Source organism: Cryobacterium sp. PH31-O1 (genome assembly GCF_030063455.1).
In the GTDB taxonomy this organism is placed as follows: domain Bacteria; phylum Actinomycetota; class Actinomycetes; order Actinomycetales; family Microbacteriaceae; genus Cryobacterium.
The window spans coordinates 264,374-290,614 of sequence record NZ_JASITB010000002.1; the positions used below are offsets into that span (position 1 = coordinate 264,374).

Consider the following 26,241-nt stretch of genomic DNA (forward strand, 5'->3'; position numbering starts at 1 on the left):
CCTATTTCACGTAGTCAAAGATGGTAAACATGGGCAGATAAAGTGCTACAACCATGCCGCCAATGACCACACCGATAACGGCAATCATGAGCGGTTCAATGAGCGCGGTGAGCTGCTCCGTCGTGGACTGAACCTCTTGGTCGTAGAAGTCCGCAATCTTGGAGAGCATTTGTTCCAACGCCCCCGCATCCTCTCCCACAGCGACCATCTGCGTGACCATGGCCGGAAACACCGGCTCCAACGACATCGGCCCGGCAATGGAACGGCCAAGGCTCACCGAGCTCTGCACCTTGCGCAGCGCATTCTCCACCACCCAGTTACCCGAGGTCTCCCCCACAATGGCGAGCGACTGTAAAATGGGAACGCCAGCGCCGATCATGGTGGCAAAATTGCGGCTAAAGCGGGCGACGGCCAGCTTGGTAAGCAGCTCGCCAAACACGGGGAGCTTGAGCTTGACCGGGTCGACCACCCGGCGCACCCGTTCGGTGTGCTTGTTCTTGCGCCACCAGAAGAAGAAAACCACACCGAGCACGAGCAGCACCGGCGCCAGCCACACCATAATGCCCGACAGAACGACCAGAATTTGGGTGGGCAGCGGCAGCTTTCCACCGAGGTCGGCGAACATTCCCTGAAACACCGGCACAATAAAGATGAGCATGCCGATGACGGCGACGACGGCCAGAATCAGCACGATTACCGGGTAGGCGAGGGCCGACTTAATCGTGTCGCGCAGTTTCACCTCGGCCTCGAAGTTCTCGGCGATGGAATTGAGCGAGTCTTCAAGAAATCCGCCGGCTTCACCGGCCTTCACCAGGTTGATCATGATGGGCGGAAAGATGGTGTCGTGCCGCACCATGGCGTCAGAGAGCGACAGGCCGGTCTCGACGTCGTTTCGAATGGTGGTGAGCACCGCGGCCAGCTGCTTATGCGTGGTTTGCTCGGCCAGAATGTTCAGGGTGCGCAGCAGGGTAAGCCCGGCCGAGGTCATGGTGGCCATCTGGCGGCTCATGACAGCCAGGTCTTTGAGACCTACACCGCGGCTTACGCCTGGAATGTTAATATCGCGGTTCAACCCGGTCTTGGCCGCCACCTCCACGATCGAGATCGGTGAGAGCCCGAGCGAGCGCAGCCGCACAATGGCGGCTCCCTCGGTCTTGGCGGTGAGTCTTCCCTTAACGATCTTGTCGGTGGAATCCCGGCCGCGATAAGCCCACGAGAGTGTGGCATCCATTTATAAACCGCCCTCGGAATACGCGTCGTGAAAGTCGATGCTTGAGCCGCGGTCGCCCACGCCAGATTCAATGTAAGCGCCGCGCCTGGCCGAGCCGGAGGGTGCCCCGGGTTGGTGAATGAGCTGGTCAAGACCGATGACGTCTTGGGCCTGCTCTTCCGCCACCTCGCGGGTGATCGTGCCGTTGTTCACGAGGTCAGCCAGGTGCTGGTCCATGGTGTGCATTCCGAGTCCGCGGCCGGCCTGCATGGCAGAGTTCAGCTGGTGCGTTTTACCCTCACGAATGAGGTTGGACACCGCGGGGGTGCTCACGAGCACCTCGGTGGCCACCACCCGCCCGCCTCCGGTCTTTTTCACGAGGACCTGGCACACCACACCCTGCAGAATCAGGGCTAATTGAGTGCGCACTTGCGCCTGCTGGTACGGCGGAAACACGTCGATGAGTCGGTCGATGGTCTGGGCGGCATCCTGCGTGTGCAGGGTGGCGAACACCAGGTGCCCGGTTTCGGCGGCGGTCAGGGCCACGGAAATGGTTTCAAGGTCGCGCAACTCGCCGATCAAAATAACGTCGGGGTCCTGCCGTAGAACGTGCTTGAGCGCGGCGGCGAAGCTGTGGGTGTCGTGGCCGACCTCGCGTTGGTTAACGAGGGACATGCGGTGCTGATGCATGAACTCGATCGGGTCCTCGACGGTGACGATATGGTTGGCCCTAGTGCGGTTGACCAGGTCGATGAGCCCCGCCAAGGTCGTGGACTTACCGGAACCGGTCGGCCCGGTTACGAGCACAAGACCTCGCGGTAGGCGCGCGAACCGGGCGACCGTTTCGGGGACCTCGAGCTCAGCGAGAGACTTGATCTCCCGCGGAATCAGCCGAAAGGCGCCTCCGACCGAATTTCGCTGCAGATAGTAGTTGACCCGAAAGCGGGCCCCACCGGCGGTATAAGCGAAGTCAAGTTCGAGATCGCGGTCGAAACTTTCACGTTGTTGCGGTGTCAGCAGGCTGTACAGGGCCGACGAAACCTTCTCTATCAGCCATTCTCCGGCGCCATCGATGGCGCGCAGTGCTCCGTCCACTCGGATGCGCGGGGCTGCTCCGACCGTTAGGTGCAGGTCAGAGGCACCCCGGTCAAGAACCTCCTGCAGGGCTGCCAGCAGGTCTGGGTCAGGAAACGACACGAAGCACCTCGTCCACCGACGTCAGACCGAGTGCGACCTTTGCCCACCCGTCTTCGCGCATCGTGATCATGCCCTGTTTGCGTGCGGCGGCTCCGATTTGGGCGCTCGAGGCATGAGCGACGGTGAGGCGCTCGATCTCTTCGGACACCGTCATGACCTCGTGAATGCCGATTCGACCGCGGTACCCCGTCTGCGAGCAGCTCGCGCAGCCGGCCGATTTATAGATCACGGTGCCGGTAGTGGTGGGGTCGGTGGGCGGGCCTATCTCGGGCGCGCCTGTTAAGCGGTTGGAGACAAAACCGACCGTGGGATTGACCGCGAAACCGATATTAAACAAGTCGGTGCGGGTCTCGGGCACCTTGCACCGGTCGCATAGTCGCCGGGCGAGGCGCTGCGCCACCACACAGTCCAGCGCTGATCCCACGAGGAAGGGCTCGATTCCCATTTCAATGAGTCGGGTCATGGCGCTCGGCGCATCGTTGGTGTGCAGGGTCGACAGCACGAGGTGCCCGGTCAACGCCGCCTCAATGGCAATCTGTGCCGTCTCCTGGTCGCGAATCTCACCGAGCAGCACAACGTCGGGGTCGGAGCGCAGAATTGAGCGCAGGGCAACGGCGAAGGTGAGGCCAGCCTTGCGATTCACCTGCACCTGATTTACTCCCGGCATGCGGAACTCCACCGGGTCTTCGACCGTTATCACGTTGATTTCTGGCCGGGAGATGGCGTGCAGCGTCGTATAGAGCGTCGTCGACTTGCCCGACCCGGTAGGCCCGGTGACCAGGATCATGCCATACGGCTTGGTGTAAGCCATTTCGAACTCGTTGAAGTTGTCGGTGAGGAGGGCGAGGTCTTTCATGTTCATCGACGAAGTGGCACTGTCGAGAATTCTCAGAACCGTCTTTTCCCCCCAGACCGTGGGCAGAATAGCCACCCGCAGGTCGATCTTGCGGCCATCATGACTCACCGACATGCGTCCATCCTGCGGTTTGCGGCGCTCAGCGATGTCGATTTCGCTCATGATCTTGATACGGGAGATGACGCCGTTCTGAATGTTTTTGGGGGCTGATGGCATCTCATGCAGTACGCCGTCAATGCGATAGCGGATGCGCAGGTTCTGCTCCGTCGGTTCGATATGAACGTCCGAAGCCTTGTCCTGAATGGCCTGAGAGATAAGCAGATTGACGAAACGCACAATGGGAGCAGCGTCATCGGAGGCCTCGACATCACTAAAAGTCTCATCTTCAGGCGCCTTGCGCTCCTCTTCGAGAGAGTTGCTGAGGTCGCTGAGCTCGACGTCGGCACGGTAGTAGCGCGCGATGGCGGCCATCAGGTCGGAACGCTCGACCACTACGGGAGTGACCCGCATGCCAGAGGTTTCTCGCACGTCATCGAGGGCGAACACGTTTCCAGGATCGACCATCGCCAGGATGAGCCGCTTGTCCTCAAACCCGATCGGCAGCACCTCGTGACGGTGACAGATCGCAACCGGAACCTTGGTGAGCGCGAGCTCGTCGACCGGATAGTCGAGGAGTTCGACGAAAGGTAATCTAGTTTGTTCCGCCCGGGCACGAGCGAACTGCAGCTCAGAAATCACCCCGCTGGCCAGAAGGGCTCGCACGGCCGTTTCATCCGCCGTGTCGCCGGCCGAAAGACTGTCGAACTGTTCGGCAGGTAACAGGCCGTGCGAAATCAAAATCTCTGTCAGGCTCGACACTAGGCGTCCCCCAAAGTGTGACGCTGCTGCGATTTTCGCTCTGGCTCAGGCAGCTGCGCCAAGTGATGATGCCCGAGGTGTGTGGGTGACACTCCAACGTATCCGACCCTGATAGTCGCTGACCAGACCCACAATCGGGGGCCAGCTACCCATGCTGAAGCGGCTAGAGGCCGCGGGCGCGCAACGCCTGCTGCACGAGCGGGTCGGGCGTCTGCGCCAACCAGGTGAGCAGGTCGGGATAGGTGCTCGGGTTGCCCGCGAGTTGCGGCCACACCTCGGGGCGCTTCTGGGCGAGGTCGTAGAGCACAGCAGCCGAGGTGGCCGGATCTGCGGCGGCCAGGCTGGCAGCGCTGGGTGCTGGTGCCGGCGGTGCGTGGGTTGGCGCGACCGGGGCAGCGGGACCGGCGGTGGGTGCTGCATCCGCTTGCGCAAGCGGAACGGAAGTCGGCGCGAAAGCTGGCGCGACGGGCACGGCAACCGGTGCAACGGCATAGCCGGGATAAGCCGCGGCACGCACCGGGCCGTACTGAGTGAAGTAGCCGCGAACGGCGGCCGGCACGGTGAGCGCGTAGAACACGAGGGCGGGCAGCCCGAAGGCCAGGGCGAGGCTCAGCGTCGCCGCGGTGGTCAGGATGATCAACGCAAAGGGGCTGTAGGCCGTGCCTTCAAACAGCCAGGAGTACAGCTCGCCCAGGTTGGCGTCGGTGATGGTCTGCCCGCGCAGCACCACGAAGACGATGCCGAGCACGGTGATCAGGCCGGTCAGTGCGAGCACCAGCCACTGGCTGCCGGCCGGGTTCGCCCGCAGGGTTGCGCGGGCGATGACGGCGACCACGATGATGATCGAGAGCACGATCGCGGCACCTATGTTGAGGCCGGTCGACTCCGAATCGGCGCCGCTGCCGACCAGGTTCGCGATGACCAACAGCAGGCTCAGGCCGGCGGTGCCGATGATGAGCACGAGGGTGAGTGAGGCCACGCCGAACCATTTGCTGATCGGTTCCATCGGCGCCATGGCCAGGCGCAGCGCCGGGCTTGCGGCCAGGCCGAGCAGGCCGGCCAGCAGAATGAGCGGGTAGCCGCCGTAGCTGAGCGATTCGACACCGCCCACGGACAGGCTGTTGCTCGTGACGGCGTCGATCGTGATGACCCCGATAGCGATGCCGCCGAGCGTGCGGGCGACGGCGAGCCAGATCGCGTTACCGCGCACGATTTGCACGATTGGCAGCAGCACGGCAGCCGCGCCGGCCAGCACGGCGACCACCGCGGTGAGCAGCACGATGGCTCCCACCTCAGCGGATGTCGACGCCACGATTCCGAGAATGATCGCGCCCAGCATGGTCAGCGCTGCAACCGCGCCGTAGCCGATCACGATGCGGCGCCAGAGGCGGGCGATCGGGTGGTAGCCGACGAGTCCGACCAGTTCGGCGGAGCGCGGCTGGGCGGCGAGCAGGGCGCCGGCCAGTCCGAACGCGGCCGCATAGCCGAGCCCGGTCGTCTGATCAGTCGAGAACACGTCGGCGAGCATGTACCCGAGCACGAGCAGTACATAGGGAACGTTGACGAGCAGTCGGATCAACCAGACCTGCGCCAGGCTGATGCCCCCGCCGAAGACACCGGCGCGCACGAGGTAGGTGAGGCTGAGCGAGAACAGCGACACCAGCGTGATCAGAACGACCTCGATGCGGCCGGTCGCCCCGATCGTTTCGCTCATGCTGTAGGTGTCGGGGCTGAACATCCACGGCAGGGCGAGCGAGATGAGCAGCAGAAGCAGGGCGCCGCCGTCGCGTGCCCCGTCTGAGACCGGGATGCCGGCGAAGGGGTTGGGTCGGGCTGACGGCTGTGCGTACTGCGCGGGGCCGGGCGCGTGCTGCGGGGCGGCGGGCTGTTGCTGGTTCGGGTCGAAGGTCATCTGGGTCCTCTGTCTTCGGTCTGGCTGCTTGTCACTGCGATGCTCGTGCCGTGTCGCTTGTTATTGATACAGCTGGTCGAGTTCGCCGTCCTGGCTGAGTCGCACCAGGTTCTGGGCGGCGATGCCGGTCACGTCGGCCACGGTGCGCAGGGGGCTGACGAACCATCCGCCGTGCTCCTGCACCGTGACGACCCGCCAGTCGGCAGCGCCGAGCTTGTCGAGCCACCCGGCGTCATCGAGGCACCCGTCGAACGAGGAGTAGCCCGAATCTGTCGTGACGCACACCCCCGAAAATTCGGTGCGGTACGGCCAGTTGTAGCCGTCGCCCTCGATCACGATGCTATCGATGCCGAGTCGCGCCAGGTCGCCGTCGACCTCCGGAGTCACCGCGAAGTCGGTGACCTGCAGGTTGTCGTAGGCGTTGCCGCCGTCGGTGGGCATCAGCGCGTCGCCGTAGAGGCTGAGAAAGCGCCGTTCGGCTTCGGGCAGCACGGCGGCGAGGTCGCCGTAGTCGCCGTTTTCACCGAAGGCGATCATTGCCTCGGTGAATCCTTCGGCGGCCGCGTCGGCGGTGTCGAAGGAGGCCACGTCGTCGGCGGCGACGAGGCTGCCGCGGTCGGAATCATCCGTCAGCATGTTTTCACCGGCCGTGAGCAGCGGGCTGACATACCAGGATCCGCCTTCGCGAACCGTGACTACGGCGGCATCGTGGCCGAGGGCATCGGCGAGGTCGGCGGCCGTCTGGGTGAACGGCAGCAGGTCGTTGAGCTCGTCGATCGACGACTCGCGCAGGTCGGCGAGCATCAAATCCGTGTCGCTGTCGTCGTAGCCCCACGATTCCTGCTGCAGGCGCAGCTGTGGTGCGACGACCTCGAGGTAGGCGTCGGTGATCGATTCGGCGTCACCAGTCATGGTCATTTCGCCCGCGGTGATGGTGACGACCGCGATTCCCTCGTCGATGTCGTCAGACTCGAGTTCCAGCCCGGTGAAGGTGATATTGAGGCTGTCGAAGACCGTGTTGATGAGCTCCGGCACGTCGACAGCGTCGCCGTTCTCGTCGTCCATGGCGATCGTACCGAGCTGGTCGATCGGCGCCTTGAACGACTCAATCTCAGCGGGCGACAGCGAGCCGTACAGGCTGACCAGATCCATCTCGGCGGTGCCCTCGAGCAGTTTCTCGACCGCCGCCGTCGGGGAGGATGCCCCGCCCAGCTTGGAGAAGATGGCCCCGTAGGCCCACACGCCGCCGCCGGCGACCAGCAGCACGACGACGCCGATCGAGCCCCAGAGCAGCAGCTTTCTGCTGGGGCGCCTGGGTGCCCGGCCGGGAGCGGGGTTGGTGGGAGCAGCAGGAGCGGTGGGGTCGGCGGGGGCGGTGGGAACGACGGGGCCCGTCGTCGGGGCAGCGACAGCGGCAGCAGGAACCGCGCGGCCGAATGGGTTCGGTTGAGCGAACGGGTTCGGAACGGATGCCGACGGTTCGGCGGCGGCCGGTTCGACTGCAGGGACGACCACTGCGGGGGCAACGACAACGGGGACGACAGGGACGACCGCGATCGGCTCGGGGGCGACGTGCGCTATCGTACCGAGCTGCAGCATCCACTCAATCAGGGCCGGGTAGCACGACGGGTTCGACGCGATGACGGGATGCAGCTCGTGGTGGGCAGCGGCGATCTCAGCGAGCCGGGCCAGCGGGGTGGCCGGGTTGGCGGCTTCCCAATAGAGCGGCGAGGTGGAATCTGTCACGAGGGTAAAGCTCCTAGATAGTCGGTGGAAGGTCGGGGTGGCGCAGGCTTAGGGCCTGGCCGCGATCACCAGTTGAGAATGGTGAAAACCGTGACGGCGGCCGTGGCGAGCACGACCAGGGCGGTGCTCGAGGTGATCGCGATCAGCGTGAGCCGGCGGCGGCGGCGCTTGGTGACCGCAGCGCGCTCGCGGATCTCGGCGGCGGCATCCGCGAGACGCAAGCGCGTCAGGTCTGGTTGCACGTCGGCAACCGGCCTGGGCACCGGGGGTGGCACGATCGCCGGCGTCGGCCGCGCCGCGTAGCGCACGCTCGCGCCGCTCTGCACTTGCGGCGGCTCGTAGCGGCGTTGCAGCGTGTCGACCATGGGAATGCGCGCGGGGGCTGCCGCCCGCCGAGTGCCGAAAAGGGTGTCATGGTCGGTGTCAGGGGTCGTGCTGCCCCGGGGAGAACGCACGGTTGCCTCGTCGATCGAGGCTGCCGCTTGCTCGGAACCGTCGGCTTCGGGTTCCGCAGCCCCGAGCGGGCTGCCCGCCCGGGAGCGCCGCGCCACGATGCGGGTGTGTTCGTCGTCGGTGCGCTGCACGATGACGGTGTCGTCTTCGCCCTCATCGCCGTCGCTGGGCTCAGCGAGCTGATCGGGCGCGACGGATGGCTCGGCCACGTTGGGCTCGCTGCTGATCGTCGGCGCGGGGGCCGCGGCGCCGTGCCGCGGCTCACCTCGCCGCACAATGCGGGTAGCCTCGTCGTCGTCTGCGTCGTCGACCGCGTGATCGATGTCGTCGGGGGTTGGGGCCGGCCGGTGCGGGTCAGCGGGCAGCATTGCGGGCCACTCGTTGTACCGGTCGGGTGTCTTCGGTGCGGGTGTCGATGGTGTCGGACTGGTCGTCGCCAATGGCGACGCCGTGCCAGGAGTTGACCCCGCCGGCGATGACGTCGATTACGATCACCGACACATTGTCGCGGCCGCCGTGTTCGAGGGCGCCGGCGAGCAGCGCGTCTGCCGTCTGCTGGGTGCTGCCGCCGAGGGTCAGGCCGGCCTTGATGGCCTCGTCGGAGAGTTCGCCGCTGAGCCCGTCGGAGCACACGAGCAATCGTTCGCCGGTCACGACCGGGCGCAACCAGTAGTCGGCCTTACTGTTGTCGGCGCCCATCGCGCGGGTGATGACGTTTTTGCGGGCGAAGGTGGCGACATCCGCTTTGAGCAGTGAACCTTCGTCGATGAGTTCCTGGGCGAGGGAATGGTCAACGGTGAGCTGCTGAAACTCCCCACCGTGCAGCCGGTAGACGCGCGAGTCGCCCACGTTCACGATGAGCCATTGCGGGGCATTCTCATGGTCGATGAGCACCAGGCCGGTCAGGGTGCTGCCGGCACCGCGCCCGGTCGAATCTGACACGGCCCGCACCGTGGCGTGGGCGCGTTCAACGGCAGCCACTACATCGCCGGCCGGCACGGCGGTACGGCCGACGCAACCCTGGAATTCCGCGATCACCGCGGCGCTGGCGCGCTGGCCGGCTTCGAGGCCGCCCATGCCGTCGGCGACGATGAACACCGGTTGGCACGCCAATAGCGAGTCTTCGTTCTCGCTGCGTTTACGGCCGACGTCGGTGCTCGAACCACACTGCAGCGATACCCCGGCGCTCATCGCCCGCTGGTCGGCGAGTTGGGTCATTGCTCAGGCCTCCAGGTAGATGCGCGCGGCGAGCTCCCCCAGCAGGAACCGATCGGTCAGGGCTGCACTCGCACCGGCATCGAGCTCGTTCTCTACGCCGCCGCCGTCGATGAGAACGACGCCGTTGGTGGACTGCAGATCGCTGATACCCCAGACTCCCTCAACGAAGTCGAGGCGGGCGTGGGTCTTCGACACGGTCTTGCCGGGGTCATGCAACGGCACCAACTGCGCGTCGGGATGTGCGCCGCCCCGCGCGGGGTTGCGCCCGAGCAGCACCACCGGTTTGGTGAGCGAGACCTTGAGACCGTGTTCGGTTTCGAGGGTCCACGGCTTCATGCGACGCACCACGATCATGGTCTCGTCGAGGTCGTCGTCAGCGTCGTCGTCTTGGCCAGCGTCGTCTTGGTGACCGTCGCCTCGGTGAAGGTCTGTGCCGGCTGGGACTTCGACGGCTGCGCTCGCCCCGGGCGCTTCTTCGGCCTCAGGTACGGTCGAGACGACGGGCGAGACGGCGGCGGGCACGGCTGCAACGGACGCCGCCCCAGCGACACCGACAGCTGCCGTTGGCTCGGTGGGCGGAGCAGGTGCCGGAATTGGTGCCGGAGTGGGCGCCGGAGCTGCGCTGGCCTGAGCGACCGGTGCTGGCGGAGCCCACGGGTTCGCCGGTTCTGCTGCCGGGGCGGGCGGGGTCGCCTCGACCCGAGGGGCGGGCGGCGCCGGAGGGGACGCAAGAACGGGCGGTGCTGGCGGGGCTGGCGGGGCTGGCGGGCCGGCAAAAACCGGCGGTGCGGGCGGCGCCGAGAACACCGGGCGCGCTGAGACGGCTGCTGGCGTCGTCGGGCCAGAAACCGGCACGGCCGGCCGGGTACTCACGTAGAACGGCGGCGGTCCGGTGGGCAGACCGTTCACGACGGGCGGTGTCAGGGGAGCGGGCGGAACGGGCGGAGCCGTGGCCAGGAACGCTGCCGGAGGGGCCGGCGGCGCGGGCGGCATCACGCTCTGCACGACCGGAGCGGGGGCCGCAGCCACGGCCGCAGCCGTCATCGACAGGGGCGTCACCGGAGCAAATGGCACGTAGCCGGTTGCGGCCATGCCGGGCATCCAGCCGGTGTCGACGCTCTTTCCAAAGCCGACGATGCCGGCCCAGATGGGAAAAGAGACCAGGTAGAGCAGGGTGAATCCACCGCCGTGGCCCAGGCGCCGGTTGACGTTGTTGACAGCCATTATCAAGACGACGAGGGCCACGAGGTTCGCTGCCGGAATGAACAGGCCCACGACCCAGAGGGCTGAATAGCGACCGAGCTCAAATAGCGTGATGGTGTTAACGATCGGCACCCAGCCCTTCCAGGCCTGTTCCCCGAGCTTCACGAAGATCTTGCCGAGGGCGATCGACGAGAACACGTACACACCGATGCCGATCAGCATGGAGACCACGATGACGGCGACCACCGCTCCAGATGATTCATCCATTTATGATTCGCGGCTGCTGACAAGCGGCCGCTCCCCCAATCTGCTGGTGTCGCGCCGGTTCGGGCGCACGGTGGTGACGTCGTAACGAGACACGCGTCGTCGAAAAGTAAAGAGTCGGCGGGCATCCGCAAGCCGAGAAAATGAACGCAGCGAGATGGCCGCGCGCAGGCGTTGTCGCCGGGTGCCGCTCGCGGCGAGACCGGCTCGTTCCGCCGTGACGAGGTGCCAGAAGGCGTCGCTCTCGGCCGGCTGCGGCGTGATCTCGCCGAAGACGGCGCGGTCGGCGAGGGCTGCCAGCTGTGCACCGCCAACCGACTGGTAGTGCGCGGCGACTTCCACCCGGGTCATGTTGCCCTGGTCGGCAAAGCCGCGGTCAACGGCGGCGTCGACGTACTCGTCCCAGCCGCCGCTGAACCGCGCCGACACGTCGGCCGCCCGCGCGCGATCCCGGCGGCGTTTGAGTTTGGCGCCGAGAATGACCAGGAACGGCGTGCTGATCGCGAGCAGCGCGGCCAGGCTGATGCCGCCAATCTTGAGAATCGCGAACAGCCAGGCCAGGTCGGAGCCGGTGACCGGGTCCTGGTCCTGCTGGTCTTCGCCGCTGGTCGGATTGGCCTCGGGGGCACGCTGCTCGGTGGCGCCCTCGGTGAGCACCTCGGTGTTGTACTGCGGGTCGCGGGTCGTGTCGTCGATGGGCGACAGCGGGTTTTGAAACTGCGGGGTCGCATCCACGGTGACCCAGGGGCTGTCGCCGCTGGCCACTTCAACCCAGGCTGCGAGGTTCTGCCCGGCGCAGACGCCCTGAAGGCAGGCGCCCGGCGCGCTCGAATCAGCGGCGTCGGTCGTGCCGAGCGTGAAACCGACCACCACACGAGACTCGAAGCCGAGGTGGCGAGCGAGCAGCGCGGTGGCCACGGCGAACTGTTCGTCGTCGCCGATCGCGGCGACCAGCTGGGCGTTCTCGGTGGCGGTCGTGCTGTTCTGCTTCTCGAGCAGCGCGGTGAAGAGTGCGTCGATGCGGGCGACCGAATGGCCGGACAGGCTCGGTGTGAACTGGTAATCACCGAGGTCGGCGGTCCAGGAGTCCGCGGCCGGCGCGGTCAGCGCGTGGCTGAGGTAGCCGCGCTCGCGCAGGCGGGTGACCAGTTCGGCCAGGCCGGCGCCGTCGCTCGTAACCGCCTGGGCGTCGACCCAGTCGATGAGACTTTCGGGAATGAGCGTGTCGTCGGCAGCGTCGCCGGCCGGGCGGGCGAGACCGGCGAGGTCCGTCGCATCCGTCGGCTGCTCCGAGACAATTGTGTACCGGTCGCCGTCGTCGAGGGCGTTCAATTGAATACCGGATGCGGTCGCTGCGTTATAGAAGAACCCGTCACTCAGCTCGGCGGCACGATCACCGGCAAAGCGGATGCTCGTCAGCGCGCCGGCGCCCGGCATCCACACGCCGCTGTACCCGGCGACGTCGAACCGGGACGTGACGCGGTCGGCCGTCGAACCGCGGGTGTGTGGCACCCGGGCGAAGGCGCTCGGCTGGTCGTTCTGGTCGGCGGCCGGGTTCACGACCCGAAACACCTCGCCGTCGTAATAGCTGAGCACGGCGAGCCGCACGCGCGAATCGGAGCCGTCGCCGACCGCGTCGCCTGAGACAGTGAACAGTTCGGTGTTGTACTGGTCCGCGCTGAACGAGCTGCGGTACTGGCTGAGCGGGCTGACGTGCTCGCGCAGTTCCACGGCCGGGTCGATGCTGCTGCGCAGCACTTCGCGGGCCGGCGCCGCCGCGACCGCTGAGAGCCCGCCGAGGGTGACGCTGACGGCGAGCACCAGAACGCCGGCGGCGAGTCCAGCCCGGCGCAGGCGACCGCCGAGTGCGCCGGGAGTGCGCCGCACCCCGGTCGTGCGGGCCGCCAGGTCGAGCGCCTGGCTGCGAGCCAGGTGGGTGCGCCAGGCCAGAAAGCCGAAGGCGAGCAGCAGGGCGGCGAGGCCGTTGAGGCTTTCGCGCGGTGCCGGCACGCTCACACCGAAAACGGTCAGCGGAATGCTCACGGCGGTCGACCCGAAGACCAGCCCGAAAAGTTGCACGGCAAAGGTCAGCGGCACAGCGAGGGCGAAGAACCGGCCACGCCAGGCGAGCGAGAGCGCCACCGTGGTGCCGCCGAGAAACAGCAGAAAGGCGGGGGCCAGCAGCGACTGGTACGACCCGACCGGCAGCGCAATGGTGACGAGTTCTTTCCAGCTAAACACCGTGGCCGTCACCAGGTCGAGCAGTCCGCCGAGCGCGTTCGGCACGCTCGTGAGAGCGCTCGGCACCGCGAGCGGCACGCCCAGCACGAGGTAAACGCCAAGCACGGCCAGCAGCACCGTGAACCAGGACCAACCTTGGCGGGCCGCGAGCCAGGCCAGAGCGAGTCCGGCCAGAATCGCACCGGCCGCCATGACCAGGTAGCTGGCGTCCTGGTAGATCGGCCAGGCCGCCCAGACGGCAACGAGCATCATCGCCACGACGAACAGGGCGTTGATCACCCGGGCAGGGCGCCCGCTCCGCGCACGGCGCGGCCGAACCATGGGCACAGCACCGGTCGCTGGCCGGCCCGCCGCGCGCGGCGCTGCTGGCGCGCTCATGCGGCCCGCCGGCTCAGCAGGGAACGAAAGTCGTCGAGCACGCCGATGGTCAGCACGCTCGTGCCAGCCAGGTCGCGAAAGCTCGGCTGCTCGTTCGGGTTGCACAAAACGGCCACGACCTGCACATTGGTGGCGAATTTCAGGGTCAGCGCCTGCAGCCGCCGCGCAGTCATCGTCGAGCCGCAGACCACGAACGCGATCGAGATATCGGGCACCACCTGGGCCGCGAGCACGCAGACGTCTTCGACGTTCATGGCGTGCGGGCTGGTGTCGATCGCGGTGAGGTCGTCGAGCAGGGTGCGCGTCGAGACGACGCTCAGGCTGCGCACCGAACGGATGCTGCTGCGCACGATATCGGGAATCTCCTCGCTCGCCACGACGGCCAGGTCACGGCCGTCGCGAATGGCGCGCACGCCGAGCGAGCCGGTCGCGCTGACCGCCATCTCGAACTCGTCGTCGGAGGCGTACTCAGCGGCGTTCAGGCTCAGCACGATGGCGAGGCGGGAGCGCCGGCTCTCTTCGAACTGCCGCACCATGAGCTTGCCGGTCTTCGCGGTGGACTTCCAGTGGATGTGCCGTTGCCCATCGCCCGGGGCATACTCGCGAATGGCGTGAAAAGAGATGTCGGAGTCGACGATGTCACTCGTGGGGTTGCCCTCGAGGTCGCGCACGAAACCGGCGCTCGTGCTCGGAATCGACACGGTCACCGGGTGCACGAAAAGACGGTTCACGTCGGCCCAGGCCACTTCGCGCCCGAGCACGCCGAGCGGGTCGCTGCGCACCGTCGTGACCGGGCCCACATCGATGACGCCGCGCCGGTACGCGGGCACGCGAACGTGCTCTGCGTGAACCTGGCCGGCGCGCAAAAGCGGAACGTAGACATCCGCGAGCCCTTTACCGATGGGAACGTCAACGCGACCCGGCAGCTCGAGCCGTTTGGAGATGTTGGTGACGGTGAGGGTGCCGAGCACCTCGGAACCGGCGACGACCCGGTCGACCGGCAGCACGAAGTCGACGCTGTAGGCACGACCGCCGGCCAGAAACGGCAACGAGATGAGAATGAGGGCGATCGCCACACAGCCGATCACGATCAGTTCGGCCCAGCCGAAGACGAGGCCGAGCGGCAGCAGCACGATCGCAGCGGCGACGACCACCCAGCCGGCCGGGGTGACCGTTTCGCCGACCCATTCAACGGATGCCTTCACACCGATTCGCACAGCGCGCGAGACCCGCATCCAGAGCACGACCGCGCCCACGAGAGTCACCGTGGTGGACTTGCTCGTGCGCGTGGTCGAATACCTGGTGTGCGTGGCAGACCGGGTCTGGGTGCTGGTTCTCGCCAGATTCGAGGTCTGGGAGCGCCGCGATTCGGTGTGAAAGCTCACGCCAGGTCGCTCCGACTGGGCGGCAGCACGTCGAGCAAAATCTGGCCGATGACGGCGCTCGCGGTGACGCCGTCGAACTCGGCCTCGGGGTCGAGCACCATGCGGTGCGCGAGCACCTGCTCGGCGAGTGCTTTGACGTCGTCGGGCGTGACGAAGGTGCGACCGTGGGCGACGGCCCAGGTCTTGGCCGCCTTGGTGAGGGCGCGGGCGCCGCGCACGCTGACGCCCATGCGCACCTGGCGGGCGTCGCGGGTGGCCTCGACCAGACGGCCGATGTAGTCGTAGACGAGCGGGTTCACGAACACGCCGCGTGCGATGTCACTCATGCTCACGAGGGCTTGCGGGGTGATCACCGGGGCGAGTTCGTGGCGCACATCGGCGGTGCCTTCAAGGATACGAATTGTCGCGGCCAGGTCGGGGTAGCCGAGGGAGGCCTTCATCATGAATCGGTCGAGCTGGGCTTCGGGCAGCCGGTAGGTTCCGGCCTGCTCGATCGGGTTCTGGGTGGCAATGACGAGGAACGGCACACCGGTGGAGCGGGTGACGCCGTCGATGGTGACGTTGCCCTCTTCCATCGCTTCGAGCAGGGCCGACTGGGTCTTCGGGCTGGCCCGGTTGATCTCGTCGGCGAGCACGACGTTGGCGAAGATCGGGCCGCTGTGAAACTCGAATTCGCCCGTCTTCTGGTCGTAGACGGTGATGCCGGTCACGTCGCCGGGCAGCAGGTCGGGGGTGAACTGAATGCGGGTCGAGACGCCCTGCACGGTCTGCGACATGGCGCGGGCGAGCGAGGTCTTGCCGGTGCCCGGGTAGTCCTCGAGCAGCAGGTGGCCCTCGCTGACCATGGCGGTGAAGGCGAGTTCGATCACGTGGCGCTTGCCGAGGACGACCTGCTCCACGTTGTCGACCATCATCGTGAAGGTCGCGGCAAACCAGTCTGACTGCTCCGGGGTGATTGTCATGTCTGTGGCTCTTTCAGTGTGGCGAGTGCGTTACGAGGCGGGATTGCATAAAACGGCGGTGGTCTGGGTCACGCCGGAGACTGTGGCCAAGCCCTGGGTTTGGGGGGCAGTCCAGCTGATGGTCCAGTTCACGTTTCGCGTCTGGGTTGCGTTGCCGGGAACGTTGGCGCCGTCGCGATAGGCCCACGTGCGCTCATTGATCGAGTTCGGCACGTCGTACTCGGCGCGGGTGACCACCGCCTTCGCGAGACCGCTCGAGGTTGCGTCCACGGCCACCTCGAGGGTGCCGCCGATGACACATCCCGTGTTGTTCAGGCCAGTCACCTTGTACTTGACCTGCCAGGCGCGCGAGGCATCCGCTGCCGCCACCCTGGACCAGTCGCTGCACAGCGAGGCGTCGCTGTCGGTGCAGTACCGAGCTCGAATGCCCGGGTCGGCGCCGAATACGGTGGAACCGGCGGTCTCGTCGAAGTTCTCGAAGTCGACCACGAAGTCTCTTGGCACCTGTGCCGACGAGGTGGGCGTCTCGATGAGGTACTGGCCACTGGCCGGCGCTGCCATGTCGTAGGTATACGAGCCGTCTCCCGGCGCGGCAGGCTGCTCCCAGGTGGTGATCGAACCGGCGTTGGCCGAGGTGACCCCATAGCCGTTGGAGTAGCACACCGTGACGAAGTACTTGGTGTGCTTGGTCAGGCCGCCGATCGCGGAGTCCTCCGACGACGCCGCGCCCTCCGGGGTGAAGCCCGCGGCGGTCAGCGTGCAGGTCGCGCCCTCGGTGAGCGAGGCCACGTAGCGCACGTGCACCGGCACCACGCTGGAGTTCGGGTTGAATCCGGTGCCCGCGACCGTGATCGATCGGTTCTGCGAGCTGAGCGAGCCGGCACCGGTGATGGCGGGCGATCCGGCCACGAGCACCGTCGTCTGCGTCGTCTCTTCGGTCGGGCCGCTGCCGGCCGGCTGGTCGTTCCTGCTGAGCGGGGTCACGGTGATGTTCTGGCTGCCGACGCCGAGGGCGAGGCTGAGTTCGGTCGTTCCGACGCCGGGCGTCAGCACCGGGTGTTCGGTGCCGTTGACGCTGTAGCGGTTCGTCGAGGGGTCGTTGTTTTCAATCGTCACGGTGACCGCACCGGTCGAAGCGCTCGTGGTGCCGTCCTTGAAGACGGGTTCCGCCGCAAGTCGGCCCATGCCGGGGGTGTCGTACGACCAGGCCGTCACGCTCACCGCACTGCGAGATTCGCCGACAGCGTTCACCGCTTTGGCTTCGTAGAGGTCCTTCTGGCCGTTCTCGGTCGTGCGAATTTCGCCGCAGTTGCCCGACGTGTCGCAGCGGGCCACCGAGGCGCCGTTGCGGTACAGGTTGAATCCCTCGAGTGCCGGGTAGGCGGCATTGGCGGCGCCGGGGCTGACCGACAGGGTCACGGACCGGTTGCCGTAGGCAATCTGAGCCACGGCGTTCGGCGCTTTCGGGTAGCCCTGCAGGTCGACCGTGATCGAGCCGTTGCGGCTTCCCGCGCTGAGCTTGCCCTGCGCGTCGCGCACCACGAAGCTTGCCTCACAGACCCCGCCGGCGGTGTCACCCGACCAGGTGGCCCTGACGTTCTTCGAATTCTCGACAGCAAACGACACACCGACGCAGGTACTGGGGGCGGTGACGGAGACCAGCTGGAGCGGGGTGCTGCGGTAGAGGTTGACCTCACCGGCCGTGCCGACGACGTTGATCGAGCAGCTCGACCCTGACGACTGGGTGCAGGTCGTGGCGACCGTGCCGCCCTTGGGCAGTTCGCTCGGCGCCGGCCCCACCTTGAGCGCGAGCACTGCCGGAACGACCTCTTTATGGCTGGACAGGCTCACCGTGACGGCGGCTTCCCTGCCGGCGACGGCGTTGTCGGCGACGCCGATGGTGAGGATCGGGCCGTCCTGGGTCACGGTGAACTGGTCGGTGGCGACGTCGATCGCGAAGGCCAGCGGCGGAACGGCGCCCTTGCCCTGCCACTCGACCATGTGGCGGAGGTCGTAGCGAACGGCATCGGAGCCGGGGCTCTGGGTCAGCGCCGCCGGGCGCAGTTCGGGCTGCGGATCGAGCGGCTCGACCACGATCGGCACGACCAGCTGGGTGTAGTCCTCCTGCCCATCGATGCGCGCCGGCACCGTGCAGGAGTCGGTCCACGGCGCGTCAGACCCGGCCGTGTAGGTCACCGTCGTGCCCGCGTCGAACGTGCAGGTGGCGTTTCCACGCTCTCCCGACGAGCGGATGCCGGTGCGTTGCAGTTCCAGCGTGGTTCCGGCCGGGATCGACACGAGACTGGTCAGGTCGAAGCTGACGGCGGCGTCTTCCCGCACCTTCTGGTCGACGTTGCCCTTCTTGAGGGCGATGATGATGGCGTCCTTCGCCGGAATTCGCAGGAATCCGTAGGTGGTCACCAAGGCGCCCTGAAAATTCGGTCCGGTCAGGACAAACGGTGCGAGCAGGCCCTCGTCGGGAACCTTGCCGCTGATCTTCCAGCCCGATACTTCGAGGCCGGGATGGTTTCCCCACAGGGTCAGGGTCAGGTCGGAGACATCACCGGAGTTCCAGGACACCTTGTCGGTGACCACGTCGACGCCCTGGGGGAACGCGTCCCGTTCGTCGAGCGCCAGGGTCGTGTCGATCACGACCGGGTAGTCGGGAACAAAGGAGCGCACGACCTTGACCACGATGAGTCCCTGGCCGACGTCTCCGTTGGGGTTGGTCACCGAATAGACGAAGGTGAGCAAGCCCGGTTCGGTACCGGCGGTGAACACCACGCGCTCGTCGCTGACCGTGTCGATGCGCTGTGCGAGCGCATCGAACTCGGCGGTGCCGACCGCAGCGTCGGGGGTGACCTGGCTCAGGGTGAGGCTGCCGCCGCCGGGCTCGATGTCGTTGGCGGCGGGAAAGACGACCACCTGGTTGCCTTGGCCGGCCTGCACCTCGACGTAGTCGCTGAAGGTGATCGGGCTCGGGTTGGAGCGTTGATCGAGCACGCCGATGCGCACGAGGGCTGCGCCAGTGGCGCCGGCGGTGTCGCGCACCCGGTATTGAAATTCGATGGCGCCGTGATAGTCGAGCGGGCTCGAGTAGACGATGGCGTCGCCGGTGGCGTTGATCGAGGCCGTGCCGCGTGCCGGCTGCGTGAGCACCCGGTCAAGCATGACGGTATCGCCGTCGGGGTCGATGCCGAAACTGTCGAAGGGAATCTCGATGGTCTCGCCCGACAGCACCCGGCCGTAGAGGGTGTGCGGCTGCGGCGCCGTGTTGTCGCCGTCGGCGAGTACCTCAACGGTGACCACGGCCGAGTCGATGAGTTCGGGCGAGCCAGCGGTGTACACGCTGTAGGAAAGCTCGTAGCTGCCCGGTTCGTTCGGGGCGAGGTAGCGCAGCTCGGTGCCGGCCGCGAAGGCGAGGCCCTGCTCACTGCGGTTCTGCACCGATTCGGCGTTGAGCATGACAATGTTGCCGTCGGGCGCCACGTCGTTGGCGAGCACCGGAATGTCGATCTGGGCGCCGACCCGCACCGAGACGCTGTCGTTCATGGCGATCGGCGCTTGCGGAACCGAGGCCGGAAGCAGGTACACGGTGGCCTCGCCGCGCACGGTGTAGAGCGGGTTCTCGGTGCCGTCCGACACTGTGTAGCGCACGGTTCCGAGCTTGCCCGGCCGTTCATCGGCGGTGGATCCGCGCACCCGCAGAATGTTCTGCCCCACCACGTCGACGCTGAGTGAGGCGCCGAGAACGGTCTCGGGGATGGCTTCGCCGAGCAGCAGCACACGGCCCGCCGGGTTCGAGACGGCGGTGAAGACGTCAACGCTGGTGTCGGCCTTGGGCCGCACGAAAACTGTCACCGGGGAGGTCGTGAGCGCCTGCGCATCCGCTGACACCACCGAAATGCGTACGAGTGACACGACCTCGCGCACGTCGTCGGCGATCGTGAGGCTGACCGTGTAGTTGCCCACGACGGTCGCGGAGAAATCAACCGCGGTGCCACTCGCGGTTATGCTCACGGTGGAACCCTCGGAGCTCGACGGGGTCGTGGCCGAGGTGATGCGGTAGAGACCGGCGGCGCCCGAGATGTACTCGGCCGGGTTCACCGTGAGGCGCTCGTTCACCGACGCGAGCAGCGCGAACGGCTCAACGGTGAGCCGCGGGGTCGGCGTGACCGCGATGGTGAGCACCTTCTCGGTTGCTGCACCGTGAATGTCGGAGACGCTCACGAGAATCGTGGCCGACTGCGCCGCCTGTTCGGCCGCGTTGGGGTGCTTGTAGACGAGCACGCCCGCCGGCGTCACACTGACCGAGCCGATGTCGGTGGTGTTCAGAGCGGATGCGACGAAAATGGGATCGCCGTCGGGATCGACCCAGCCGGGCAGCACCGGAACGGTCACCGTGCCGCCGGGTTGCACTTCCGGGCTCGGCCAGTCCTGCAGGCAGCCCTCGGTGCCGCACCAGACCGGCGCAGAATTCACGTCGTCACCGTGCACCGTGAGCGTGACGGTGGCTGCGGGCGAATTGAGGCCGTCGGCGCGTGAGCCGTCGGTGATGGCGTAGCTGAAGGTGGCCGAGCCGCGTGCGCCGGGCGCCACCTGCACGGCGAGTGCCTGGTTGTCGTCGGTGACGGTGACAGTGCCGAAATCGGGGTCGAGCCCGGTGATCGAGGCCGGCACGACGCTCAACACGTCATCGTTGGCGTCGTGGTCGTTGAGCAGCACCGGCAGGCTGACCAGCTGGTCGACGCGTACGCCGAAGGAATCCGGCACGGCAACGGGGGCTTTCGGCTCGACGACCTCGGAGGCTTCCTCCACGTTGTCCTGGCGCTGCGGTTCCTCGGCCGCGGCGAGGGTCCAGTCCTGGGAACTGGCGACCAGGGCGCCCTCCGGAACGGTCCACACCCATCCGCTCTGGGTGTCGTTGAGAATCATGAGTGATTCGTTGGCGCGGAACGCGGGGGCAGCATCGCCGGTGGGAGTGGCCGTGCCGTAGCTGAGGGCGGATTCACCGGCGCTCTCGCTGAACAGGGTGCCGCCGGTGCCGGAGGCGGGCAGCCAGGCCGCGTAGCGCTGCCCTTTAAAGGGAGTGGGTGCGGCGGGTGCCCCGAGCACCGCCTCGGAGTCGCCGACCAGCTCGGTGCGGGCACCGTCGGAGAGCGCGAACGAGACAAGTCCGGTCTGGTCGGCGATAAGCACGTCGTTGGCGGTCACACTCGGCCGTTGCAGCAGGGCCAGTTCGCTCAGGTTCGTCTCGACCGGTGCGTTGTGGCCGGCCAGCCACAGTTCGTCGCCGGCCGCGCCGAGCAGCGCCCAGGTGTCGCCGACAACGCTCAGCTGGCTTCCGGGCTCGGCCGGTCCGTCGGTGACGGCGTCGTCTCCCACGATTCGGTCGTCGGCAATTGAGTAGCGCAGAACGGTTTGCGCTTCACTGGAGTAGCTGTAGAGCACGCCGCCCGGTGTGATCGCGATGGCGTCGGAGCGGTACACCTGCGGGGTGTCGCCCTCGGCTACCTCTTCGTCGGCGTAGGGGTTGACCGGACGGGGAGCGGCGGACTCCCCCACCGCGCCGGCGAAAACGGCTCCCGAGCTCGTGAGGTACCCGACCCAGGAGGTCGATGAGACGATGGTTCGCGTGCCGGCCGGGGTGCTGTCGTAGTCGCCAGCGTCGTCGCCAAGATCGATTGGTGCCGCGAGGCTCACGTCGACGACTTTTTCGTTGTTCTGCGCGTAAAGCAGCACGGTCGAATCCGTCTGCACCAGCTCGCTCGGCGCCGGCACGGTCTTCACGGTGTCGAGTTCGCCGAGGTCGGTGTTGATGCGGGCATACCGGTTGCCGTCGCCACTCTGTAGCGCCCAGATCGAACTCGCGTTGACCGGGGTCTGCTTCACGTCGAAACCGTCGGCAACGATGGCTACCGTGGCCAGCAGCGCGCCGATCGCGGCGACCGCCATGATGCGAACAATGCCGCGACGTTTCGGAGAGAGGGCTGGGAGGCGACCGCGAGCGCGTTTGCCGGCCACTAGATGAGCCCGACCAGAAACAGGGTGCCGACCGTGGCGCCTCCGCCGACGACGACCGCCCCGACCAGGAGCAGCGTGAGCGCCAGCGGCGAGAGTCGTGCCCGGCCAGGGTCGGTTGCCTCGGTCAGGGTTCCCTCCCGGGTTTGTGAAGCCGGGCGCCGGGTGACCCGGCCGGGGCGCAGCGTGGGAATGACCACGTCGGAGATGACGGCTCCGCGTGCCTCCAGGTTGTTGAAGTCCACCGGGGCTCCCGCCTCGGCCCAGGCAGCGTCGGCCACCTCGAGCGCGGTGATCGGCAGTCCCAGGTCACGCTGCACCCGCTGCAGGTCGTGCGCGCATTCGAGCAGGCTCGGCTGGCGTGCGCCCGGGTCGCGACTCATCATGCGGGCGAGGATCGTCTCGAGGCCCGGGGCAACATCCGCTCGCCCGATGCTGGTGTATTTGGCGCGGCTGATGCGCTGTTTCAGCTGCGTGCGCGACCCGTTCGAGCCGGCGGGCAGTTCGAAGGGTGCACGATCGGCCAGCAGGGAGTAGAGGGTGGCGCCGAAGGACCAAACCTCGGTGGCGATGGTGCCGGTGGTGCGTTCGTCGACGACTTCGGGGGCGCTCCACGGCAGCGACATGGCGAACAGTTCGTCGCGGGCACCCCCGGCGAGCGAGGCGGCGATGCCGAAGTCGCCGAGCACCGGTCCGCCGAAGGTCGTGGTGAGAATGTTCGAGGGTTTGATGTCGCGGTGCAGCACCTTGGAGCGGTGTGCCGTCTCGAGGGCGCAGGCAATCTTGACCGCGACGCCCAGTACCGTCGCCACCGGCAGCGGTTCGGCGCGCTCGCGCGACGAGTACGAACCGGGGCAGAACTCCATCACCAGATAGGGGCGGCCGTCGGCCGAGATGCTCGCGTTGTAGACGGTGAGAATGGAGGGATGCGAGCTGAGCCGCGCCATGACATCCGCTTCGGCGTTGAAAGAGCGCAGCACGTGGTCGTCGACGATGTCTTGCAGCAGCACTTTGACGGCCACGGAACGGCGCGGCATGTTCTGTTCGAACAGAAATACGTCGGCGAATCCGCCGGTGCCGAGCGGGCGTACGTAGCTGTAGCCCGACAAAACGGGCGGAGCAGAAGGAAGCCGTCTGCCCATTGCTCCCCCGACCTGCATTGTTTCTGTGGTGCGTCTTTGTGTTCACTCGCAAAGACTCAGCTGGTCTCAGGATCAAGCTTAACTACGACACACGACCCCGATACACTCTGGGGCATATGGTACACCCCCAAAATGGGGGTATTGAGGTCGGGGACCCAGGGTGGGCCCGAGCGCGCGGGTCAGCCTGCAGCGGCGCCACGCCGAGCATTCCTGTTGCTTCGGGCTGCTCGTCGACATACCCTTAATGCATCGTTCGGCACCCCCGCCCTTCGCCACTGGAGGGCTCCCATGCGACACGTAACACGATTGGCTGTCGCCTTCGTCGGCGCAACCGCCGTGGTCGTGATCATCGGCTGGTATAGCGGCCTCACGGCACTCACCAAACTGCCCGGCTTCGCCTCCATGAAGCCGACGACCGCTCTGCTCTTACTCCTCATCGCCATAGGGCTGCTCCTGATCGAGCATCGTTGGGCGGCCGTCACGATCGGTGCCGTAGTGGCGATTCTTGGCGCGCTGACCCTCGGGGAAGCCCTGTCGGGCACGTCGATCGGTGTTGATACTCTGCTGGTCGGCATTATGCCCGGCGCTGGTTCCCTGCTTATGGCCCCCGCCACCGCACTCGTTGGGCTTCTCCTGGGCTGTGCGCTGCTGGCGAGCGTTTGGGCACGACCTGGGCTTTCGCACGGCCTGACTCTGTTGGCGCTGTGTGGAAGCCAGGTCGCCTTTCTGGGTTTCCTTTACGGTGCGTCGTCGTTGTACGCCTTCGGCAGTTTTGCGGCCATGGCCCCACAGACCTTCGTCTGCACGATCATTCTGGAACTCTTTCTGCTGCACCATCGATATGGGGACAGCCCCGTCGGCCTGCTAACGGATCGCGGCAGCGCCGGAACGCTGCTGCGCTGGGCCATTCCGTTCTTCATCATCGGGCCGCTGGTACTCGGGCTAGTGCGCCTCTGGGGCCAGCAAGCCAATCTGTACGACACCAAGTTCGGGGTGGTGCTGCTCGTCATCACCATGACGGTGCTGGGCTGCGCCGTCAGTTGGGTAGCCGCAGTGCGGCTGCGCGACCTCGATCACCTGCGAGACCACGCCGCCGCCGAACTCGCACAATCGAACGCCGGTCTCGAATCGGCGGTGACGGAACGAACCGCCGAGCTAGCTAATACCGCCCTGCAATTGAACGCGCTCGTTCGGCTCGCCCCCGTTGGCATTGTGGAGCTCGACGCGACCGGTGGCTTGCTGACGGCGAACGACCAGTGGCTAGCGCTCAGCGGCCTGCGACTCGACCAGTCCGTGGGGTCGGGCTGGGCCGCCGCCATCCACCCCGCTGACGTCGAGCGGGTGACTTCCGAATGGGCGGAGCATATCGCCGCCGGCACCGGATACCAAACTTCGGTGCGTTTTCGCACGCCCCAGGGTCAAATCAATTGGGTGCAGGTGCACACCTCGCCGGCCTATTCGGATGGGGTGGTAGTCGGGCATGTGGCGGCCGTCACGGACGTGACCGCCCTCCGCGTGGCCGAGCACGAAGCATCCGCTGCCCGAGCCCGTTTCGAAGCGGCCTTCGAGTCTTCTCCCCTCGGGACGGCCATTGTGACCCTCGACGGTTATGTCATGGAGGGCAACCGACGACTATTCGAGCTTGCCGGGCCGGCCGACAGGGTGCTCAGCCGGCCCATCGAGAACATATTCCAGCCAATAAATCCAGCGGATGAGACTGCAGCAGTCATCCCGTCGGCTGGCCGTCAGGTACATCAGCTGTCCGAGCGACAGCTGCGCGGCAGCCGCGCACATGAGATCAACGTCAACGTCAGCGTCGCTGAGATTCACGAGGGCGCGCGGGTGACCGGGCTGCTCTACCTGCTCGAAGACATCACGGCCCGACGAGTGGCCGAGGCACGGGTGGAACACCAGGCCTTCCACGATTCCCTGACTGATCTGCCCAACCGGCTGTTGCTGCTGGGCCGTCTCGACGACGCCCTGCGCGCGGCCGCGCAGAACGGTCGCGGCGTCGGGGTGCTCTTTCTCGATCTGGATGGCTTCAAGGCCGTGAACGACACCTTCGGTCACCAGGCCGGCGATGCCGTTCTCATTGAAGTCGCCGCCCGATTGGTGAGCGGTGCCCGCACCGACGACACCGTGGCCCGCATCGGTGGCGATGAATTCGTCGTGCTCTGCCCCGACATCGGCACGACCGCTGACGTCGCCATCATCGCCGAACGCCTGCAGCACTCGCTCGTGCAACCGATTGTTTTCGGCGCGGCGACGGCATCGATAGATGCCAGTATCGGCGTAGCGTTCGGAAGAGGTACCGCAGAAGCCGAATCGCTGCTGCACGAGGCGGACCAGGCCATGTACCTGGCTAAGAAGCAGGGTCGTGGTCATTTCCGAATCTTCGATGAGCGCGATAGAGACGTCACCCTGCAACGGTTTGAAACCGAGACCGCACTCCGCGAGGCCGTGGCCCGTGGTGAGATCGAAACGTGGTACCAGCCCATCGTCGACCTGCAGGAGGACGGCGCGGCAACCGTCGTCGCAACCGAGGCCCTGGCCCGCTGGCGACGGCCCAACACCGGCATCGTCATGCCCGGCGATTTCATCGCCCTAGCCGAGGAAGCCGGACTCATCGGCGACATCGGTCAGACAGTGCTCAACCAGGCCTGTCTCGCTGCAACGGCCCTCGATCAGGTGGTCGTGAGCGTTAACGTTTCAGCCAGACAGTTCGCCCGCGCGGACTTCGGCGCCATCGTGCGCCACGCCCTGCAGGTCTCGGGGCTTCCCCCCCACCGGCTCTGCCTTGAGCTGACGGAAAGCGAGGTGGTGGAGGCCATCGACTCCGCCGCGGCAACGCTGCAGGAACTCCGCGCGCTTGGTGTGCGCTGGGCTATCGATGATTTCGGTACCGGGTATTCCTCATTCACCCAATTGCGCACGTTTACCTTCGACCTTCTCAAGATAGATATGACGTTCATCCGCGGCATCGAGGAGTCCAGCCGTGATCGCGGCATGGTGGAAGGAATTCTGCGCTTGGCGGACGCGCTACACCTCGATGTCATCGCGGAGGGAATCGAGACGGCCGGTCAGCGCGACCTGCTGCGCGAGATGGGGTGCCGCTTCGGCCAGGGCTACTTCTTCTCCCGGCCAGCCCCTTCGGTGCAACCCACCCTGGTCACCCACCACTGACACCGGCAAAAC

The 26,241-nt window shown here is 66.5% G+C and carries 14 protein-coding genes; 1 reads left to right on the top strand and 13 read right to left on the bottom strand.

From position 1 onward, the window contains the following. Position 1 precedes the first annotated feature (1 nt). The 13 genes from QMK31_RS06075 to QMK31_RS06135 form a co-directional block, all read right to left on the bottom strand. On the bottom strand, positions 2-1,231 hold the full coding sequence (locus QMK31_RS06075; RefSeq protein ID WP_283500040.1) for a type II secretion system F family protein: 1,230 nt from the start codon (positions 1,229-1,231) through the stop codon (positions 2-4). After that, positions 1,232-2,407 (bottom strand): type IV pilus twitching motility protein PilT, encoded by a 1,176-nt coding sequence (locus tag QMK31_RS06080; RefSeq protein ID WP_283500041.1) that lies wholly within the window; start codon positions 2,405-2,407, stop codon positions 1,232-1,234. Then, positions 2,394-4,121, bottom strand: coding sequence for a GspE/PulE family protein (locus tag QMK31_RS06085; protein ID WP_283500042.1), 1,728 nt, complete (start codon positions 4,119-4,121; stop codon positions 2,394-2,396). Before QMK31_RS06085 ends, QMK31_RS06080 begins: the two co-directional genes overlap by 14 nt. A 163-nt stretch (positions 4,122-4,284) precedes the next feature. Then, a complete protein-coding gene (locus QMK31_RS06090) occupies positions 4,285-6,033 on the bottom strand; it encodes a DUF7937 domain-containing protein (RefSeq protein WP_283500043.1) in 1,749 nt (582 codons plus the stop codon). A gap of 60 nt (positions 6,034-6,093) precedes the next feature. Then, positions 6,094-7,779, bottom strand: a complete 1,686-nt coding sequence (locus QMK31_RS06095; RefSeq protein ID WP_283500044.1) for a variant leucine-rich repeat-containing protein — start codon at positions 7,777-7,779, stop codon at positions 6,094-6,096. Between the two features lie 65 nt (positions 7,780-7,844). Beyond that, a complete protein-coding gene (locus QMK31_RS06100) occupies positions 7,845-8,600 on the bottom strand; it encodes a hypothetical protein (RefSeq protein WP_283500045.1) in 756 nt (251 codons plus the stop codon). Beyond that, on the bottom strand, positions 8,587-9,450 hold the full coding sequence (locus QMK31_RS06105; RefSeq protein WP_283500046.1) for a PP2C family protein-serine/threonine phosphatase: 864 nt from the start codon (positions 9,448-9,450) through the stop codon (positions 8,587-8,589). The genes QMK31_RS06100 and QMK31_RS06105 overlap by 14 nt, the downstream gene beginning before the upstream one ends. 3 nt (positions 9,451-9,453) lie before the next feature. Beyond that, the gene (locus QMK31_RS06110) at positions 9,454-10,920 is read right to left on the bottom strand and encodes a DUF5684 domain-containing protein (protein WP_283500047.1); all 1,467 of its coding nucleotides are present in this window, start codon (positions 10,918-10,920) and stop codon (positions 9,454-9,456) included. Beyond that, positions 10,921-13,536: a transglutaminase TgpA family protein gene (locus QMK31_RS06115; protein ID WP_283500048.1), complete on the bottom strand. Its 2,616-nt coding sequence runs from the start codon at positions 13,534-13,536 to the stop codon at positions 10,921-10,923. It abuts the gene before it with no gap. Next, positions 13,533-14,921 carry a DUF58 domain-containing protein gene (locus QMK31_RS06120; protein ID WP_283500049.1) on the bottom strand — a complete coding sequence of 463 codons (1,389 nt, stop codon included), beginning with the start codon at positions 14,919-14,921 and terminating at the stop codon, positions 13,533-13,535. Before QMK31_RS06120 ends, QMK31_RS06115 begins: the two co-directional genes overlap by 4 nt. Then, positions 14,918-15,883 carry an AAA family ATPase gene (locus QMK31_RS06125; RefSeq protein WP_283500050.1) on the bottom strand — a complete coding sequence of 322 codons (966 nt, stop codon included), beginning with the start codon at positions 15,881-15,883 and terminating at the stop codon, positions 14,918-14,920. Before QMK31_RS06125 ends, QMK31_RS06120 begins: the two co-directional genes overlap by 4 nt. Positions 15,884-15,913: 30 nt before the next feature. Next, positions 15,914-21,907 (bottom strand): Ig-like domain-containing protein, encoded by a 5,994-nt coding sequence (locus tag QMK31_RS06130; RefSeq protein ID WP_283500051.1) that lies wholly within the window; start codon positions 21,905-21,907, stop codon positions 15,914-15,916. Further along, entirely contained in the window at positions 21,907-23,046 is a 1,140-nt protein-coding gene (locus QMK31_RS06135; RefSeq protein ID WP_283500052.1) for a serine/threonine-protein kinase, read from the bottom strand. Before QMK31_RS06135 ends, QMK31_RS06130 begins: the two co-directional genes overlap by 1 nt. Before the next feature lie 288 nt (positions 23,047-23,334). Here QMK31_RS06135 and QMK31_RS06140 point away from each other — a divergent pair, with 288 nt between their 5' ends. Further along, positions 23,335-26,229 carry a putative bifunctional diguanylate cyclase/phosphodiesterase gene (locus QMK31_RS06140; RefSeq protein WP_283500053.1) on the top strand — a complete coding sequence of 965 codons (2,895 nt, stop codon included), beginning with the start codon at positions 23,335-23,337 and terminating at the stop codon, positions 26,227-26,229. The last annotated feature ends 12 nt before the right edge of the window (positions 26,230-26,241 follow it).

Bases quoted from the DNA above. Each gene is read 5' to 3' on its own strand.
- QMK31_RS06140 (WP_283500053.1), top strand. From the start codon at position 23,335: ATGCGACACGTAACACGATTGGCTGTCGCCTTCGTCGGCGCAACCGCC.
- QMK31_RS06125 (WP_283500050.1), bottom strand. From the start codon at position 15,883: ATGACAATCACCCCGGAGCAGTCAGACTGGTTTGCCGCGACCTTCACG.
- QMK31_RS06090 (WP_283500043.1), bottom strand. From the start codon at position 6,033: ATGACCTTCGACCCGAACCAGCAACAGCCCGCCGCCCCGCAGCACGCG.
- QMK31_RS06115 (WP_283500048.1), bottom strand. From the start codon at position 13,536: ATGAGCGCGCCAGCAGCGCCGCGCGCGGCGGGCCGGCCAGCGACCGGT.
- QMK31_RS06075 (WP_283500040.1), bottom strand. From the start codon at position 1,231: ATGGATGCCACACTCTCGTGGGCTTATCGCGGCCGGGATTCCACCGAC.
- QMK31_RS06110 (WP_283500047.1), bottom strand. From the start codon at position 10,920: ATGGATGAATCATCTGGAGCGGTGGTCGCCGTCATCGTGGTCTCCATG.
- QMK31_RS06135 (WP_283500052.1), bottom strand. From the start codon at position 23,046: ATGGGCAGACGGCTTCCTTCTGCTCCGCCCGTTTTGTCGGGCTACAGC.
- QMK31_RS06105 (WP_283500046.1), bottom strand. From the start codon at position 9,450: ATGACCCAACTCGCCGACCAGCGGGCGATGAGCGCCGGGGTATCGCTG.
- QMK31_RS06100 (WP_283500045.1), bottom strand. From the start codon at position 8,600: ATGCTGCCCGCTGACCCGCACCGGCCGGCCCCAACCCCCGACGACATC.